This is a genomic window from Moorena producens PAL-8-15-08-1, from assembly GCF_001767235.1.
Classification (GTDB): Bacteria; Cyanobacteriota; Cyanobacteriia; order Cyanobacteriales; family Coleofasciculaceae; genus Moorena; species Moorena producens_A.
In genome coordinates this window covers 384,227-401,317 of the sequence record NZ_CP017599.1, presented here as the reverse complement: position 1 = coordinate 401,317, position 17,091 = coordinate 384,227, and the positions used below count along the sequence as shown (strand labels likewise).

Here is a 17,091-nt window from a genome sequence, read left to right as displayed (position 1 = left end):
AATTACCGAGTCTTGGGATTTCACCCCATAGGTAGATGATTTTTGAGCATAGCTTTTAGGGAGCTAGGGTCAATGACTGATGGAGTGATGGGTAAATAGGCTGATACCTGAATAGTTACATCCTGATTGTCTTCCTTCAATAGGTAAGATACTCAAAGGAGTAACTCAAAAGACTTGATCTCCAAAACCGGACCAATCATCGCAAAGGTCATCACATCCTCTCGCACCTCTCCTGTAACCGTGACCTTCAGTCCCGATTGCTTTAACTGTGCGGGAGTGTCCTTGAGTTCATAGGTTTCCCCCCCTGAGTCAGAAACCAGTGCCCAGACTCCTGACCCCATCTCTTTGCGCTCAATCACGCCTGTGATGCTGATCGTCATGCTGATTGTTTCTCCCCTTGAACTGCTAAATAAGCTAGTCCAAAACAGAGCAAGGCATTGGCAATCAGGAACACCCGAGACAAAACCCCGCCTCCAAGCCAGATTAGCTCAGGTGAGACCACAGCACTCACGGCTAGGCAACTGGCCACACCGAGAGCTGAACCAACTGCTAACCACTTCCATTGGGGATGTCCTAACAGTAGGGCGATTAAAATAAATGGAATCACAACACTGGCAAATAGAGGGTTGAGAAAACTGCTGCTGCCAATAGCGCTACCCAATTCTGGAATCGAACTGCCCATGACTCGGAAGGGCCATTGGGGTAAGTCAAATATATACAAACCTTTCAGGAAGAATAATCCTGAACTCCCGGCTACTAAGCCAGTGGCAAGAGACCAACTCCAAGTAAAGGGAAAATAATTGCGCAAGAACCAGGCCAGCAAATAGGAACCTAGTACCATAGCAATCTTTGGCCACAGGGCGATTACACCACCGTCAATCCAAAAGCGAGGATTGAGATAGCCGTTATCCCGTAACCAGCGGAAGAAGTCTTGGAAGGTAATTTGTCCTTTCAGAGCCAGTTTAACGGCAGCACCAGCATCCAATTGTCCAGCACCATAGTGGTTTAGGGGGTCATCTTCTATAACTCGGGTGGACTGCTTGAGTACATTCAATACATCACCAGGGTCTTGAATCCCACTAGCTTTGATTAAAGCTGCCACACCAGCTACGTGAGGCGATGCCATACTGGTGCCTTGGAAGCCAGCAAATACAGGGCTGCCTGTCTCTCCATCAATCGTCTCTTGCAAAATCTTACCATTTTCACTGCCACCAGGGGCTGAGATATCTACCCCAGCACCAAAGTTAGAGTAGGGAGCTTTCAGACCTGCGGAATCAAGGGCAGAAACACCAATAACATGGGGATAGCGGGCAGGATAAGCGGCAGCATTTTGGTTAGAGTTACCAGCAGCAGCCACTAGGACAACACCTTTGTGATAGGCATAGTCAATTGCCTCTGCCATCAGATTGCTTTCACCAGCCCCTCCTAAACTCATGTTGATCACATCTACCTCATGATCAGCCGCAAAGCGAATCGCTTCCGCAATATCAGCCACTGTACCACCACCATTAGCTGCCAATACCTTCAGGGGCATCAGGGTAGCTTCGTAAGCAACTCCGGCAACACCGTAACCATTGTTGGTAGATTGGGCAATGGTACCGGCTACGTGAGTACCGTGACCTTGATCATCCCATGCTTCAATCCGGTCATTGACAAAGTCGTAGCCTTCAACAAATTGAGTATCTTTCAAATCCGGGACTGCGCTGACCCCGGTGTCAATCACTGCTACTGTTACCCCACTACCCTTGGTGTCATCCCAGGCAGATTCTACATTAATGCTGCGCAGGTTCCACTGCTTGCCATAGTCAGGGTCATTGGGAACCTCGAAGGCACTATAGGTATAGTTCGGTTCAATATATTCTGTTGCTTGGGATAGTCCTGATTGTTTCAGGGTATTCAGCAGTTGTTTATCTCCGTTTAGGATATATATGTGATCCGCTGCTGAAAATTCACTATTGAGTTGGGGATTAACCTCGTATTCTTTTGCGATCGCTTGCAATTGCTCATTAAGTTGAGCAGCTGGGATATCTTCCCGGAAGTCGATTACAATCGACTCAAAATTCCCCTGATTTGCCAATCCTTTAAAGTTAAACAGGGCAAAACCCAGCCCTATTACAAACAGACACAATATCAAAAATTTTCTCATGGCAATCTGTCGCTGGTTTGCGAGTCTTTAATCACCACGATAGCTTATATAACAAAGGGAGTAGGGAGTAGGGAGTAGGGAGTAGGGAGTAGGGAGTAGGGAGTAGGGAACAGGGAATATGGCATCAAAAATTCTTACAATTCATTTAGGTACCCTATACCAATTTTCAAAAATTGCTAGCTATTAATTTTCGATAAAGGGTGAAGGAGATAATAGGCAAGAGGCAAGAGGCAAGAGGCAAGAGGGATGCATGCTAGAGGCAAGAGGGAAAAAATCCTGTTTACCTAATTACTATCAGAAGCGCTATAGAAATTGACCGTGTTGTCACCTCCTCAGGTTGTTGGATTTTGAAGGTGAGGGGGATTTTGTGTCTTGGTTATATCAAAATTGACTCAAGTGCAGCACCTTTAAGGAGATAAAGAGCTATTTGACTATTGAGATGGGATTGTAGAGGTAAAGATTAATGCGATCGCAAAACGTAGGTTCGGTCAAGCAGGGTACAAGAAGGGGAAAAAGAAGACCTGGTGTCGCGGCTGGGGTTTCGCGGGTTGGGCAAATATCGATCGTTTTTTATTCCCAGTCGTGCCTACACCGGGTTTTAAAACTGCAATTTTTTCCTCCACCCTAATCCTGCCACTGATCTTTCCCTTTCCTCCAAATCCCAATCATGCTACTTTGGTAACCGTGCTAGTCTTGTTTTTTCATTTTCAGAATACTTTAATTCCCGAGCTCGACCTGCCCCTGTTTTAATCACCCAAACTGAATTAAAGTTTTCCAGCATAATGTCGGTAGAATTAATCTTTTCATCTGTTCCCATTGGCTCAATAATTGTATGGGAATTAGGGAAGACAAAAACAGGGATAGAAACCCGACTATTGGGGCTTGTATGAATCACTTCATGGGCAGTGCTGACAAATAAGCCATTCGTCCAGTATTGCAACATATCCCCCAAATTAATCACAAAAGCATCTTCTAAACAAACCGCATCAATCCAGGCATTTTTGGCATAAACCCGTAGGGAAGGGGTTGGGAAATACTCTTGGATTAACACGGTGAAGATGCCGGTATCTGTGTGTTTTCCGGCAATGCCATACTCAGGAGGATAGTAATTGGCTCGATGGATCAGGATTGGATCATCAAAATAAGGGTCAAACCAATCCGGGTCAAGGTTTAAGGCAACAGCCAGTGCCCTGAGAAGGTGGGGAACAATTTTAGTCATAATTTCCCCTTGAAGCTGATAGTGGGATGCAGCAAAACCAGGGGCTACAGTATCATCAGGAATCAAGGTAGGGCCAGTAAACGGCTTGTCTGAAGGTGGATGTTCAATTGCCTTGGTCAAAAACTTCCTTGGGATCAGGACCAACATCTTCATGGAAGGTTTCGCCATAAAGGGGAATGTAGCCCCTAGAGGTGTTGGGATAAACGGTTTGTTTGTCTTGGCCGTAGGCTTTTTTAATGTCCTCTGGCAACTGGAAAAAGTTACGAGAGCTGTCGATGGTTTGTTGAACTAAATCGGCGGAAATGCCATGATATTTCAAATAGAAAAACCCATGCTCTAAGCAGATGTTGTAGAGGCGTTTGTGTTCTTCGTTGCCTGAGTTTGAACCATTGAGGTCTTTTAATTTTGTTAACGAGATTATGGGTAAGGTATTCATTTACAATATAATTATCCTGATTTATGTAGCAATTAGCGCGATCGCAACTAGGGCAAAACCAATACCAATCATTTGTTTTAGGATCAATGTTTCGTGCAAAACAACTAATCCCAGAACAATGACCACTAAGGGATAAAGGGCAGATAGGGTAGAAACGATCGCTACTGACCCCTTAGAAACTGCCTTGATATAAAATAGCACCCCCAAAAAATTGAGCATACCTGCAACAATAGCTATAATCCCGCCTGGATGGGTTTCCAGGCCATCCCTGAGATGCAGAAAGATAAGCGTTGCAACAATTGCTCCTCCTAATCCCTGATAGACAATGGCACTTCTATCGCTAATATACTGAGCCGAAAGTTTAGGCAAAAATGCCCAAGCTCCCCAACACAAAATTACGCCTAATGTGGGTATCAACCATGGTTTAATCTATTCATACACCGCGATCGCTTCACCCAAAACATCAAGTTTTGGCTCTACACCAAGCCCGGGAGCTTCTGGTGCAAAGGTTTTACCCCCTTGATTGCGGGCACCACCTGTAGCTGTGTCAACCGTGAGCATATCATGGCATAACCAAGTTGCCCGCAAGTGGGTTTCTGGGGTACTCTGAGCCAGATGTACGGCTCCGGTATCTGCAATCACACTACCACCAGTTTCTTCAATATTCATCCGAATTCCCGTTTCCAAACAAAAGTCTCGGATGCGCTTGGCTTTAGTTAATCCTCCAACCCGATTAATCTTCAGGCCAATCGCCTCACAAGCACCGTCTGCTTGAGCACGGACAACGAAAGTATTATCAACGAGCTCTAAGGGCTAGAACGCTTATAGAATATGCCTTTTAGCTTATTTCGTCGCCCCCCCAGGTAATGACCACGCGGATTTGGTATAAAATAGCCGGAGGCAGAGGCGGTAAGTCTTTGACTTCTAAGTCCAAAGCCGGTTTTTTCGTATAATCGATCAAGGAAATGCCCATCACCACTCTGGTGCGAGTGTACAGAAAACAGCACAACGGCATCACCAGACCAGAGCGTCAATTCCACAATTTGACCGCTAACCAAGGATTATTGAGTATTAATGCTTAGTAGAACTATCGGAATTGTTCGGGATTTGCCAACTGGCTTTTCCCATAATGCCGCCAAAGAAATTGAGCAAGCAACTTCTCTGCCATGGCAAGAAAATTCTTACCGTGAGTATACAAGTCAGGGATATGAAGTTTTTTCACTCTTTAGTAAAAGTGGAAACTCCACCGATACAATTATTGAAGATTGCAGCCCAACACCAACTCCTGAACTTGATAAATTGCCAACAATACGTTCATTTTTAGAGCATTGCAATCTATCGTTGATGTGGGTTCGATTAAACAAGCTTGCTCCAGGTAGTTGCTTTTGGGAGCATCGAGATTATTCTGAACTCTCTGAGAAGCAGAAAGTTAGGCTGCATGTACCAATTTCCACATCAGCGGATAGCTACATGTGTTTTCAAGGTACAGCAGTTCACTTAAAGCCAGATTCTCTCTGGCTTTTACGGCCTAATTATGATGTACATGGTTTTCTGAATGGAAGCTCTGTAAGAATCCATTTAATAATAGATGCTTACCTAAACAATGAACTCAGCAATGAAATTGATCAGGTATATTTACCTGAAGAAAGTTTGACCCTACTGCCTGAGCCAACCCCTGAGATCTACAATAAACTACTTAGCCTTGCTGCTAGACTTGTTGATGACAATCGAGAACAGGATGCTGAGGAATTACTACTTAAAACTTTTTTGCAATACAATCAGCCCTTAGGTTTTTCCTATGACTTAGTTGTAAGTTTGTACGAAAAATATTCCAGGCTTGAAAAGGTGCAGGAATGGATTAGTATAAAATCTAGATTTTTGCATCAAGAGGAACTGAAAAATGTCAAGAAGAAATGGGAGCAACCAGATCATGCAACAAGATCATATCGAAGGAAAGATCATTGACGGTCGTCTTGGACAATTTCACCGAGATGTGCATGCCCTCACTTATGATCCAGATAGGCTAGAGAGAGCATATGATAAGCATGCAGAGAATTACGATGAATTTCTCTTGGACTTAGCTGGAGACGGTACATCTGGCTGTAGCCACTATACAACCCTATTCTTTAGTAGGCACGTGCCAAAACATAAGGGTCTGCGCATCTTGGATGCAGGGGTTGGTACAGGTATTGGTGGAGTTGAACTTATCAATCTGGGTTACAATCCTCTCTCGATCGTAGGTGTTGATCTCTCCTCAAAAATGTTAGCGCAAGCACAGAAGCGAGGAATTTATGAGGCACTTCATCATGCCTGCTTCCCAGAAACAAATGAAATTTTGCAGCCAGATGAATTTGACGCAGTGCTATGTGCTGGAGGGTTCAGTCATGCAGCAATGCCTGAGTCAGCAATGCCTGAATTTGTAAGAGTCACTCGACCAGGAGGGTTTGTTGTATTTAGCGTTCGCAAATCTGTGTATGACAAGTCTGATTCAGCAATCACTGCCATGATAAAACGCCTAGAAGAAGATCGATCCTGGAAGATTGTTGCTCAAGAGTGTGGAAAATATCTACCTGCTGATGGGGTACAAGCAGTTTACTTTGCCTGCCAAGTTCTTTAGTACAGGCTTTTGCGCTCCTAACTAGGGCTTGCTGAAAAAGTAGCATTGTTAGATGAATTAAACTGACTCAAGAGATAAGTTTTTCGGGTCTACAATGGGTTTTTAATAAGAACTGATAAAACAGCTAACAGTTCGTCAAAAATTGATTTCATCAAACATCTGCCTTCGCCGGAGTGAAGGGGCACAGATTGTTAAGCGTGTGGGATGGAGCTAGTTATCACCGTTCCCAGGAGTTTCGTGATTTTATTGCACAAGTTAATACTGACCAACAGTGGAATGTTCACTGTCTACGCTTTGCTCCCAATCGCACCATCAGAAAATCCAATTGAGAACATTTGGGGGCAGGCTAACAAAGTATTACAACAGATGCATCAACGGTGTCCATCTTTCAAGCTCACCAAGAAATTATTTGAATTGTTTATTGAGGTGCGACCCGTGGCGAATTTAATTCTTAATGGGTCAAGCCCACCTAAATATCGATTATTTACCATGCCTAATTTAGGCACCTATGAGGCTTTCTCTAAAATCATTTAGGATTGATTGCTATAGTTCTCAGTTTTTACGGAATTCCTTCTAACCCCCCTTAGGCCTTAGGCTATGAGTCAAATACAAAAATAATCAGATACATTTCGAGACAGTTGGTAACGATCGCCTCGATTGTCTATTTTCTTAGTCGAATTGGGAATCACTGCGCCTAGTAAAGCTCTACAATCGAACCGTAGCCCCTAACTCGTGGCCTTAGCTAACACAAACGCTATGCCCGCCAATCTGTGATGCTTGATACAAATTCAGTTTTAGACGTATTACGACCGGTACAAGACCCCGAACTCCAGAAGAGTTTAGTGGAGTTAAATATGATCCGCAATGTCAAGGTTGACAACGGTACAGTCAGTTTTACCTTAGTGTTGACCACCCCAGCCTGTCCGTTGCGGGAATTTATTGTAGAGGATTGCCAGAAGGCAGTGAAACAACTATCGGGAGTAGAAGAGGTAGTGGTGGATGTTACCGCTGAAACACCTCAGCAAAAATCCTTGCCTGACCGCACTGGTATTGAGGGCGTAAAAAATATTTTAGCCATTTCCAGTGGTAAGGGGGGCGTCGGTAAGAGTACTGTTGCGGTAAATGTGGCAGTTGCTTTGGCTCAGTTGGGGGCTAAAGTCGGTCTCCTAGACGCTGATATCTATGGTCCCAATGCTCCAGCTATGCTGGGATTAGCTGATGCTAAAGTGATGGTTCAGAAAGGAAAACAGGGGGATGTGATCGAGCCAGCCTTCAACCACGGTGTCAAGCTAGTGTCCATGGGCTTTCTAATTGATCCAGACCAACCAGTGATTTGGCGCGGACCGATGTTAAATGGGATTATTCGCCAGTTCCTCTATCAGGTAGAGTGGGGTGAATTGGACTATCTGATTGTGGATATGCCACCAGGAACTGGGGATGCTCAGCTAACCTTAGCCCAAGCAGTACCGATGGCAGGAGCCGTAATTGTGACAACACCCCAAAATGTGGCTCTGTTAGACTCCCGCCGAGGGTTGAAAATGTTTGAGCAAATGGGAGTCCCGGTGTTGGGAATAGTAGAAAATATGAGTTACTTTATTCCACCAGACTTGCCCGACCGTCAGTATGACCTGTTTGGCTCTGGAGGAGGTGAAAAAACATCAAAAGAACTAGGGATTCCCTTGCTCGGTTGTATTCCCCTAGAAATTTCCCTACGCCAGGGAGGGGATCAAGGATTGCCCATCGCTGTTGGTAATCCAGAGTCAGCCTCCGCTAAAGCACTGGTAGCGATCGCATCTCAGATTGCTGCCAAAGTTTCCATTGCTGCCCTGTCTAATTAACAAAGGCTTGCCACTCAAAAATAGAAAATGGAAAATCACCATTAACAATTTTATCAGGGTTAATACCTAATAGCTCATAGCTAATATAGGAACCCTAAATAAATTGTGATAATTTTTCTTCCCTGCTCCCTACTCCCTACTCCCTACTCCCTGTTCCCTATTCCCTATTCCCTATTCCCTGTTCCCTTTGCTCTAGCTCATACCTCATAACTGATGGTACAAATTAATAAATTTAGAATTAGAAATAGTATTCGTTGGCGGCTGTTGTGGGCCCCCTGGCAGGACTTAGACTGGCAACTGTTATTCCTGACTGTGGGGCTAACCATCTTTGGGGCAGTGATGATTCGCTCTGCAGCCATCGACAATGGTGGAAACTATTGGGTCTCCCACTTGCTGATTGGTGGTATTGGACTGTTCATCGCTCTATTCATTGCGCGATCGCGCTATCAATCCCTGGTCCAATGGCATTGGGTAATTTACGCCATCACCAATCTGTCCTTAATTGCTGTAATGATTATCGGTGCCAGTGCTAAGGGTGCTCAGCGTTGGGTTACGATTGGAGGGTTTAATGTTCAACCCTCAGAATTTGCCAAGATCGGGTTGATTATTACTCTAGCTGCCATCTTGCACAAACGACCCGCTACTACCATTCCAGCAGTAATAGCAGCTTTAGCAGTAACTATAGTACCTTGGGCATTAGTGTTTGGGCAGCCTGATCTGGGAACATCCTTGGTGTTTGGGGCAATTACCTTGAGTATGCTTTACTGGGCAAATGCCAATCCCGGCTGGTTGGTTCTGTTGATTTCCCCTCTGGTGTCAGCCATTTTGTTCAGTATATCTTTACCTGCATGGTATACCTGGTCTGCTGTGATTACAGTGATTGCCTTCCTCAGTCTCCCTTGGCGCTGGTTAGGAGCCTTGGGTACCCTGGTGGTTAACCTAGTTGTCGGACCGTTAGGAAAAGTCTTCTGGAATCTGTTGAAGGACTATCAAAAAGACCGATTAACGCTCTTTTTGAACCCCGATCTAGACCCCCTCGGCGGAGGATATCACCTAATTCAGTCTCGGATTGGGATCGGTGCTGGTCAACTTTGGGGAAGGGGACTAAACCAGGGAACTCAAACTCAACTCCACTTTATCCCGGAACAGCATACTGACTTTATTTTCTCAGCCATTGGTGAAGAACTAGGCTTTGTAGGTTGCTTGTGTATTTTATTAGCCTTGTGGTGGTTGTGCCTACGCTTGGTGCTCATTGCTCAGAATGCGAAAGACAACTTTGGCTCTCTGGTAACAATTGGCGTGCTCTCAATGATTGTGTTTCAAACCGTGATCAACATTGGGATGACTATTGGCTTAGCTCCCATCACAGGAATTCCTCTACCTTTACTCAGTTACGGTCGTTCAGCCCTACTAAGCAACTTTCTTGGCCTAGGGTTGGCCCAAGCAGTGGCCAATTATCGACAGCGATTGAAGTTTCAATAAGTGATGGGTTGTAAGATACTGGATGACTAATAAGTCCCTTAGCTCCTATCCTAGTAGAAGCAATCCAAGTTTTGAGGCATTCATGATTTTTCCAGGTTCTATAGTTCGCGTAATTAATGTAGACGATACCTATTATCGCTTTGAAGGTCTAGTACAGCGCGTTAGTGATGGTAAAGCAGCTGTGCTGTTTGAAGGAGGTAACTGGGATAAATTAGTGACGTTTCAGCTGTCGGAAATCGAAGAGGTGAAACCAAAAATTGGTAAAAAGGGTTAGTTTACAGGCATAGATAAAAGACATTAATAATTAATGACTAATCACTAATCGCTAAACCATGCGCCTTCCCTTACCCCAGTTCAGCCCCAGCAATCGCTCAGAACATCACCTTGCTGAGGTGATTGAAACAGCAACTACAGAATTTCTCGCTCAATGTTTAGAGCCAGAAGATCTAAGCTTTCCAGTCATGCCTCCCTTTGGCAGCTGGGTAAAATCTGTAGATGATGAGTCAGGTAATCAAATTTTTGCTGTAGTTTATTATGCTACCACTAGCCCGATTGACTCGGTTCATCGAGCAACAGCTTTAGGATTATCACTGGCAGAATTACGTGAGCAGCAGCCTCAGATTTTTGCCATGCTCAAAACTGAGTTCCGTGCTGCCATCGTTGGGTTTATGTCTTCGGAAGAGGGTGTTAATGGTTTTAGCAACCATCACGGTCGAGTCTATCAGTATCTTCCACCCCGTCCACCGCAAATTCATCAACCTGTCTACCAGTGTGAACCATCAGAGGTTATTCACTTTAGTGAACAGTTGGATTTTTTGCGAACACTTTTGGAAGTGAATGGTGCCCCAGTAGACCCACTGACAGCAGCTGTGATTAGGGAAGTTTATCGTCTTCGTCAGACTGACCGCGACTGGTTAGTCAAGGCCGGACGAACCTTGAGTGTCTTACTTAAGGATGATTATGACCGCTTGCGGTATATTTTGAGTCAAATTCATTGGTAGTATCGTCATCCCCCGTTAACCCTCACGGGTATAATGGGGGATGACTACGAATTACTTGACAAATTACTTTTTTAGTTTCCTGGTTATAAAAGTCGAAGTAACGGTTAATACATATTTCTGTTTCCCTATTCCCTATTCCCTATTCCCTATTCCCTATTCCCTTTACTCATTACCAGCTTGATCAATTTTAGCCTGCAATTGGGCTACCTTTTGCTCCAGCTGTTTCTTCTCCAATTTCAAGTTTTCTGCTAAGGCTTCAATTTTTTCGCGACGTGCTTCTACTTCTAAATCGCGGATATCTAACCCTTGGCTTTTCAAGGTTAGCTCTTGCCGCCATTGTTCAGCCCGTTTCATTTCTTCCTCTAAAAAGGTAGACTTAACCTCAGCTATTAAATACTTCTTGACTAGATCTAAAACCCAATCGGTGGCAGATTGAATAGTGATAACCTGTTGAGTTTCAGCCAGATCGATTAAGACTAAGCAACCTTCTTTAAAAGCTTGGGAATTAGTAAACGCCACAGGTGTTGGCTCAATGACTTCCCAGAATTGATCAGAGTTTTGGCGGGCAAGTAGTTGCAATTGCAGCCCGCCAAAATCATCATTGTCTTGAACTTGAGCTAGGTGTAGCATTACCAGTTTGATTGAAATCTTTCTAAAGTCTATTTAAGCGATCGCGTAAAATAGACTCTTGCTTTTTAGCCTCAGCTAATGCCTCTTGAGCACCCTTAACCACTGCTTCTGGAGCTTTACTCACAAAGTTCTTATTACCCAGACGCCCAGACAAGGATTTGACTTCCGCCTCTACTTTACGTAAATTCTTCTCTAACTTAGCCCGTAGAGCATCCACATCCACCACACCAGTTAGGGGAATGAGCACCTGGACAGTGCCGACTACACCGGCCATGGTATTCTTTACCTCTTTCTCCAAGGCTGGAGTGATGGTTAATTGATTGACTTTACCTAAGTCTTTGATATAGGCAAGACCCGCCTCCAATATTTGACATTCGTCACTGTTGCTGCTTTGCAGAATAACAGGTGCGGTCACCCCTGGTTTAATCTCTGCCTCAGCCCGGAGGTTGCGGATAGTACGGATTGTACCGATCAGCAGCTCAAACCTTTGCTCTAGTTCTGAGTCAATTAGAGAACTTGGGGATATAGAAGATTGGGTATTGCCTATTGACGAAAGGTCATGGTCTATTTTAACCTGCACCTCTTCTATATCTTTGATATCTTCTATATCTTTAATATCTTCTCCCTGTTTGATATTCCCATCAATCATCCCCATGTTGGACTCAATTTTCTTCAATTCCGAGGATTGCTGAGTGTCTTTTTTACCAACAATTTCTGCTTTGATGGATTGAATTTTTTCCGATAACTCTTGACGATTCTCAGCCTTGAGCACATAACGGGAAACAAACCAAATGGCATATCCTAGACCAATCAGTTCTAAGCTAGTTGAGAGTAAGGAAATGCGATTGAGCGCACCCACGAAGGCTGTGAGGATATTGAGGGCAATAATTCCTCCCACAACCAACCCTGCTGCGATTATCGGTTGTTTGTAGTCCTCGAACAACGTCTTAGAAAGTTCTGGCAGTTTAGACAATACAGCTACAGTTTGGTTAGAGATTTCCTTGTCCTTAGACAACGATGTTCCTGACCTCGGTGATTGGGCATCAGGGTAATCGGAAAGCGCACCTTGATTATCGGTTAATTTATTAACGGTTAGCAGTTCGCTGTCCGTTGTCTGTAGTTCTTTTTCCCCAGTTTGACCATCTAGGTACTCTATAGGATAAGGTTGTAGCGCCAACACCTGCCCAGATTTTTGGGTCAAGGTGTGCCAGATTTCTTCAGTGATATGGGGCATGAAGGGATGGAGTAGCTTGAGGATACCCTCTAAAACGTAAGCTAGAGTTTGCTGTGCCACAACCCGCGACGGAGAATTGGCATCCTGACGCAGTCTGGATTTTACCAGTTCAATGTACCAATCACAAAAATCACCCCAGATGAACTCATAAAGTCCCTTAGCCGCTTCTCCCAAGGCATAAGCATCTAGATAAGCCCTAGTTTGACGCACCACTTGATGAAAACGGGAAAGAATCCAGCGATCGCATAATTCCAATGCCTCTACTTTTGGTTGACCCAATTCTTCAGGAGTCTTACCATCAAGGTTTAGCATTACAAACCGGGCTGCATTCCACAGTTTATTGGCAAAATTGCGGGATGCTTCTACAGAAGCTGACTCATCCGTCTTGCGGTTATACTCTAATCGGATATCTTGACCGGCACCTGCCACTTCCCGAACCAAGGTATAGCGCACGGCATCCGTACCATACTTGTCAATCAGGATTAACGGGTCAATACCATTGTTAGCCGACTTAGACATTTTCTTATTGTTTTCATCCCGCACTAGCCCGTGGATGTAAACACTCTTAAACGGCATTTTACCCGTAAAATGTCCTGCCATCATGGTCATGCGGGCAACCCAGAAGAAAATGATGTCAAAACCTGTTACCAGGGTGGTAGTCGGATAGTAAGTCTTCAAATCCTTAGTCTCCTCAGGCCACCCCATAGTCGAGAATGGCCACAATCCTGAAGAAAACCAGGTATCCAGCACATCTGAGTCTTGCTCTAGCTTGACATTTTCTCCAAATTTTGCTATTGCTTTCTTCTTAGCCTCTGCTTCATGGTGAGCCACAATAAACGGAGTCTCGCTAGTGATTGTCCCATTGGTTTCACTCACCACATACCAAGCCGGAATTTGGTGTCCCCACCAGAGTTGGCGGGAGATACACCAGTCTTTTAATTTCACCAGCCAATCTCGGTAGACCTTCGTCCAGCGTTCCGGGATAAATACCGGTGAATGGTGCTGGTCAAGAGACTCTAGGGCTCTGTCAGCTAGGGGGCGAATTTTGACAAACCATTGCGTTGAGATTAGGGGTTCAACAGGAACCTTTCCGCGATCGCTATAGGGTACCGTATGTTTGTAGTCCTCTACCTTAACCAACACTTCTTCTGCTTCCAGCTGCTTCACCACATTTTTCCGGGCTTCAAACCGGTCTTGTCCTTGGAAAGAGCCAGCCTTTTGATTTAACGTGCCATTCTTATTCATGATATTAATGAATGGCAGACTATGACGCTGACCCATTTGAAAGTCATTAGGGTCATGGGCTGGAGTTACCTTGACGCAACCGGTGCCAAACCCTGGATCAACCAACTCATCAGCAATAATCGGAATTTTTCGTCCCATAATTGGCAAGGTTACAGTTTTACCAATTAAATCCTGGTAGCGTTCATCATTAGGATTAACTGCAACCGCCGTATCTCCCAACATAGTTTCTGGTCTAGTGGTAGCTACTTCCACAAAACCATTGCTATCAGTCAGGGGATATCGAAAATGCCACAAATGCCCATCAACTTCCTTATTTTCCACTTCCAAATCTGAAACAGCGGACTCCGAGGCTGGACACCAGTTGACCATATATTCGCCCCGATAAATCAGTCCCTGATCATAGAGTTGGACAAAGGCTTCAATTACTGCTTTCGATAAGCCTTCATCCATCGTGAACCGTTCCCGCGACCAATCTACCGAGACCCCCAAACGCCTCAGCTGGTTAACGATGGTGCCACCTGATTCTTCCTTCCACTCCCAAGCCCGTTCAAGAAACTTTTCCCGTCCCAAGTCATAGCGGGTTTTGCCTTCAGCTTCTAGCTGTCTATCGAGAATGGTTTGTACAGCAATACTAGCGTGGTCAGTTCCTGGTAGCCACAGGGTATTGCGTCCTGTCATCCGGTGGTAACGGACGAGGGTGTCGATCAGAGCACTCTCGAAGGCGTGACCCATGTGCAACTTCCCAGTAACGTTAGGTGGGGGGATAACAACGCAATAGGGTTCACCCTGGTGATTGGGGTCAGCTTTGAAGACTTGGTTTTCTTCCCAGTATTGTTGCCACTTGGCTTCGGTGGTTTTCGGTTCGTATTTGGTTGCCAGGGTGGGTGTGCTTGCGGTCATGCTGGGAATGGTGAATAGATGGGCCTACCTCAATTTTGCCACAGGCTCAAGCATAGTTAAGGGAATTAACTGCAAATACGGGAAGGATGCGTGCGGCATAAAAGCAGGGGAGCATGAGTTGGTGGGGAGTCACCAAATACCTGTCCAGCTAATATATCGATAAGTATAGAAAAGCGAGTCGTCTTCGCGGTTGATCAATCGAGATCAACACTTGAGAGTTACTAGAAATCTCAACACTGAAAGCCCCGCATCGCGATTATCGGGGATGAAAGTGACTAGCGAGTTTAGTCGCCTAAAAAACTTTTATCAAAAGGTTGATAAAACTTTAGCGCCATAGTATAATCTGAGTATAGGGTACAGGCTGAAAAACCGAGGCACAACCGGGAGAGAGACCCGCAATTGTTTGACCTGAAAGTAGTAATGCCCGGAGGGTAGGGAAAGTCCTCCTTAAAAACCCAATCATCAACTAACAATTGGTGTGTGAACCCAGCAAGACACATTTTGAGAAAACAACGGTACGGCGGGGCACGCCGGAACCAGGTGAAACAGGGAAGAAACGGACTTCATAAGGCACTTCTCAAAAAATAACCGAACGCTTAAGGAGACTAGCCCGCTGGGTCTTTCGTGAACTGAACTAAAGTCTTAGTCTTGACGGGATTTCGGTTTAGATATTGCCATTTGGACACGGAGGTTTAAGGCCGGTCGTAGATATAAGAATCCCCGTCTTTTTAAAGCGGGGAGTGTCAACCTATCAGCATTTATAAAAATTTTCACATCCACAGTGAAATAAAGTGTCATGCTTATCAAAAAAAAACCCCGTCCTTATAGGACGGCTTTATGTTACCATCAATATGGTCAATGACCCACCCGAGACGATGGATTCAGACAGCCTATACGAGCGAAGTCCAGTAACCTGGCGGCGCAGCAAAATCGGTAGACCGGGAAAAGATGACAGGGCAATGGAAGGCCAACCCTCGAATCACGCATTACATCAAGACTTTTCTTGAAACTCGACACGTGAGAACCGCAGGACTTGCGGGGATAGTCTGTGGAGCGAACGTAAGACCATAAAACCCCGGTTAGGGTGGAGGCTGTTGCATTGAAGCAGAAACCTAAATCGTGAGGTTTAGGAATCGCCTTTCTTCTAGGACGGTGAGGATGTCAACATATAACAAATGAATAGCAGAACAACTGAGGAGTTAGGAGCTTGAAAAAAGTAGAAGCCATCATCCGGCCATTTAAGCTGGACGAAGTCAAAATCGCCCTAGTCAACGCTGGCATTGTGGGAATGACAGTTTCTGAAGTCCGAGGCTTTGGACGCCAGAAAGGTCAGACTGAACGTTATCGCGGTTCAGAGTACACGGTTGAATTCCTACAAAAACTTAAAGTAGAAATTGTCGTAGAAGACGATCAAGTCGATATGGTCGTAGAGAAAGTGATCGCTGCCGCTCGCACCGGTGAAATTGGCGACGGTAAAATTTTCATTAGCCCTGTCGATGACGTGGTCAGAATTCGTACTGGGGAAAGAAATCTAGAAGCCGTCTAAATACCCTATATACCAACGGAGCTGAGGCACGGTTTACCGAGTTAGCGTGCCTCAGTTGATTTTTATAGGGAGTTGAGGGTTTTAGCCACCGCTAGTTAACCTAACTCTTTCAACTGAGGCAGTAGTAATTCAAAAGCCTTGCCACGATGAGAGCAGGATCGCTTGATCTCAGGCTCCATCTCAGCAAAGGTCAACCCCTGCTCTGGAACAAAAAAAACTGGGTCGTAGCCAAAGCCACCAGTTCCCCGAGGAGCTGGCAAAATTTCCCCCCGACAAATCCCTTCAGCTTGGTAAGCGATCGCACCATCTGGACGGGCAATCGCCACTACACAAACAAACTGGGCTTGCCGATTCACTTCCAAACCTAGCTCCCCCAGTAGCCGCTCAATTCGCTCTTGGTCGGTTTTGCCATAGCGTGCAGAATAAATCCCTGGAGCACCATCTAGGGCATCTACTTGCAAACCGGAATCATCAGCAATTGCCCATTGCCCAGTTGCCTGGGCTACCGTTGATGCCTTCAGACAAGCATTGGCAGCAAATGTATCCCCAGTTTCTTCAATCTCTAGCTCTGGTGGCTTTAACTGCAATTCCCAGTCCAAAGAATCTAGGTATGTCTGCATCTCCCGCAGCTTACCAGGATTGCCTGTAGCTACAACCAGCAATTTTGGTAGCAAATTTGGGGTTTGATGTTGGGATTTTGGATTACTCAAAGCAACAATGTCAGATTGTTTGATGAAAGGTTAACTAGCAATCAGAGTCAGTTCGATACAGCTCAAGCAGCGTTTAATGCCCGATTG

The 17,091-nt window shown here is 45.1% G+C and carries 16 protein-coding genes and 1 pseudogene; 8 read left to right on the top strand and 9 right to left on the bottom strand.

Annotated elements, in window-relative coordinates; translation table 11 throughout:
• Nucleotides 1-152: 152 nt before the first annotated feature.
• From BJP34_RS01670 to BJP34_RS01645, 6 genes and pseudogenes are all read right to left on the bottom strand, one after another.
• Nucleotides 153-380 (bottom strand): hypothetical protein, encoded by a 228-nt coding sequence (locus BJP34_RS01670; protein ID WP_070390832.1) that lies wholly within the window; start codon nt 378-380, stop codon nt 153-155.
• Complete coding sequence (locus tag BJP34_RS01665; protein WP_070390831.1) at nt 377-2,146, bottom strand: S8 family peptidase; 1,770 nt, start codon at nt 2,144-2,146, stop codon at nt 377-379. Before BJP34_RS01665 ends, BJP34_RS01670 begins: the two co-directional genes overlap by 4 nt.
• Before the next feature lie 670 nt (nt 2,147-2,816).
• Nucleotides 2,817-3,485 carry a 2OG-Fe(II) oxygenase family protein gene (locus tag BJP34_RS01660; protein WP_229424203.1) on the bottom strand — a complete coding sequence of 223 codons (669 nt, stop codon included), beginning with the start codon at nt 3,483-3,485 and terminating at the stop codon, nt 2,817-2,819.
• The gene (locus BJP34_RS01655; protein WP_070390830.1) at nt 3,469-3,801 is read right to left on the bottom strand and encodes a 2-oxoglutarate and iron-dependent oxygenase domain-containing protein; all 333 of its coding nucleotides are present in this window, start codon (nt 3,799-3,801) and stop codon (nt 3,469-3,471) included. The genes BJP34_RS01660 and BJP34_RS01655 overlap by 17 nt, the downstream gene beginning before the upstream one ends.
• A 21-nt stretch (nt 3,802-3,822) precedes the next feature.
• Complete coding sequence (locus BJP34_RS01650) at nt 3,823-4,218, bottom strand: DMT family transporter (protein WP_158516934.1); 396 nt, start codon at nt 4,216-4,218, stop codon at nt 3,823-3,825.
• A gap of 12 nt (nt 4,219-4,230) precedes the next feature.
• Nucleotides 4,231-4,569 (bottom strand): annotated as a pseudogene (locus BJP34_RS01645) (enolase C-terminal domain-like protein); the annotation flags it as partial.
• Between the two features lie 339 nt (nt 4,570-4,908).
• On the opposite strand from BJP34_RS01645, the gene BJP34_RS01640 reads away from it, so the two are divergent.
• From BJP34_RS01640 to BJP34_RS01610, 7 genes are all read left to right on the top strand, one after another.
• On the top strand, nt 4,909-5,766 hold the full coding sequence (locus tag BJP34_RS01640; RefSeq protein ID WP_158516933.1) for an aspartyl/asparaginyl beta-hydroxylase domain-containing protein: 858 nt from the start codon (nt 4,909-4,911) through the stop codon (nt 5,764-5,766).
• Nucleotides 5,732-6,418: a class I SAM-dependent DNA methyltransferase gene (locus BJP34_RS01635; protein ID WP_070390826.1), complete on the top strand. Its 687-nt coding sequence runs from the start codon at nt 5,732-5,734 to the stop codon at nt 6,416-6,418. Before BJP34_RS01640 ends, BJP34_RS01635 begins: the two co-directional genes overlap by 35 nt.
• 204 nt (nt 6,419-6,622) lie before the next feature.
• A complete protein-coding gene (locus BJP34_RS01630; protein ID WP_070390825.1) occupies nt 6,623-6,952 on the top strand; it encodes a hypothetical protein in 330 nt (109 codons plus the stop codon).
• Nucleotides 6,953-7,191: 239 nt separating this feature from the next.
• Nucleotides 7,192-8,256: an Mrp/NBP35 family ATP-binding protein gene (locus tag BJP34_RS01625; protein WP_070390824.1), complete on the top strand. Its 1,065-nt coding sequence runs from the start codon at nt 7,192-7,194 to the stop codon at nt 8,254-8,256.
• Nucleotides 8,257-8,469: 213 nt separating this feature from the next.
• Nucleotides 8,470-9,738 carry a rod shape-determining protein RodA gene (gene rodA, locus BJP34_RS01620; RefSeq protein ID WP_070390823.1) on the top strand — a complete coding sequence of 423 codons (1,269 nt, stop codon included), beginning with the start codon at nt 8,470-8,472 and terminating at the stop codon, nt 9,736-9,738.
• A gap of 82 nt (nt 9,739-9,820) precedes the next feature.
• Complete coding sequence (locus BJP34_RS01615; protein ID WP_044493740.1) at nt 9,821-10,012, top strand: NAD(P)H dehydrogenase subunit NdhS; 192 nt, start codon at nt 9,821-9,823, stop codon at nt 10,010-10,012.
• Between the two features lie 58 nt (nt 10,013-10,070).
• Nucleotides 10,071-10,739, top strand: a complete 669-nt coding sequence (locus BJP34_RS01610) for an HAS-barrel domain-containing protein (RefSeq protein WP_070390822.1) — start codon at nt 10,071-10,073, stop codon at nt 10,737-10,739.
• A gap of 162 nt (nt 10,740-10,901) precedes the next feature.
• Here the strand turns inward: BJP34_RS01610 and BJP34_RS01605 are convergent, their stop codons facing one another.
• Both BJP34_RS01605 and BJP34_RS01600 read right to left on the bottom strand, forming a co-directional pair.
• A complete protein-coding gene (locus tag BJP34_RS01605; protein WP_070390821.1) occupies nt 10,902-11,369 on the bottom strand; it encodes a hypothetical protein in 468 nt (155 codons plus the stop codon).
• 22 nt (nt 11,370-11,391) lie between these two features.
• On the bottom strand, nt 11,392-14,748 hold the full coding sequence (locus tag BJP34_RS01600; RefSeq protein WP_070390820.1) for a valine--tRNA ligase: 3,357 nt from the start codon (nt 14,746-14,748) through the stop codon (nt 11,392-11,394).
• A gap of 1,207 nt (nt 14,749-15,955) precedes the next feature.
• Here BJP34_RS01600 and BJP34_RS01595 point away from each other — a divergent pair.
• Entirely contained in the window at nt 15,956-16,294 is a 339-nt protein-coding gene (locus tag BJP34_RS01595; RefSeq protein WP_070390819.1) for a P-II family nitrogen regulator, read from the top strand.
• Between the two features lie 95 nt (nt 16,295-16,389).
• On the opposite strand, the gene rdgB is transcribed toward BJP34_RS01595, so the two are convergent.
• Complete coding sequence (gene rdgB, locus BJP34_RS01590; protein ID WP_083304946.1) at nt 16,390-17,004, bottom strand: RdgB/HAM1 family non-canonical purine NTP pyrophosphatase; 615 nt, start codon at nt 17,002-17,004, stop codon at nt 16,390-16,392.
• Between the last annotated feature and the right edge of the window lie 87 nt (nt 17,005-17,091).

Excerpts from the sequence above, each read along its gene's own strand:
- BJP34_RS01670 (WP_070390832.1), bottom strand. The coding sequence starts at position 380 with ATGACGATCAGCATCACAGGCGTGATTGAGCGCAAAGAGATGGGGTCA.
- BJP34_RS01665 (WP_070390831.1), bottom strand. The coding sequence starts at position 2,146 with ATGAGAAAATTTTTGATATTGTGTCTGTTTGTAATAGGGCTGGGTTTT.
- BJP34_RS01655 (WP_070390830.1), bottom strand. The coding sequence starts at position 3,801 with ATGAATACCTTACCCATAATCTCGTTAACAAAATTAAAAGACCTCAAT.
- BJP34_RS01635 (WP_070390826.1), top strand. The coding sequence starts at position 5,732 with ATGCAACAAGATCATATCGAAGGAAAGATCATTGACGGTCGTCTTGGA.
- BJP34_RS01630 (WP_070390825.1), top strand. The coding sequence starts at position 6,623 with ATGGAGCTAGTTATCACCGTTCCCAGGAGTTTCGTGATTTTATTGCAC.
- BJP34_RS01625 (WP_070390824.1), top strand. The coding sequence starts at position 7,192 with ATGCTTGATACAAATTCAGTTTTAGACGTATTACGACCGGTACAAGAC.
- rodA (WP_070390823.1), top strand. The coding sequence starts at position 8,470 with ATGGTACAAATTAATAAATTTAGAATTAGAAATAGTATTCGTTGGCGG.
- BJP34_RS01615 (WP_044493740.1), top strand. The coding sequence starts at position 9,821 with ATGATTTTTCCAGGTTCTATAGTTCGCGTAATTAATGTAGACGATACC.
- BJP34_RS01610 (WP_070390822.1), top strand. The coding sequence starts at position 10,071 with ATGCGCCTTCCCTTACCCCAGTTCAGCCCCAGCAATCGCTCAGAACAT.
- BJP34_RS01605 (WP_070390821.1), bottom strand. The coding sequence starts at position 11,369 with ATGCTACACCTAGCTCAAGTTCAAGACAATGATGATTTTGGCGGGCTG.
- BJP34_RS01600 (WP_070390820.1), bottom strand. The coding sequence starts at position 14,748 with ATGACCGCAAGCACACCCACCCTGGCAACCAAATACGAACCGAAAACC.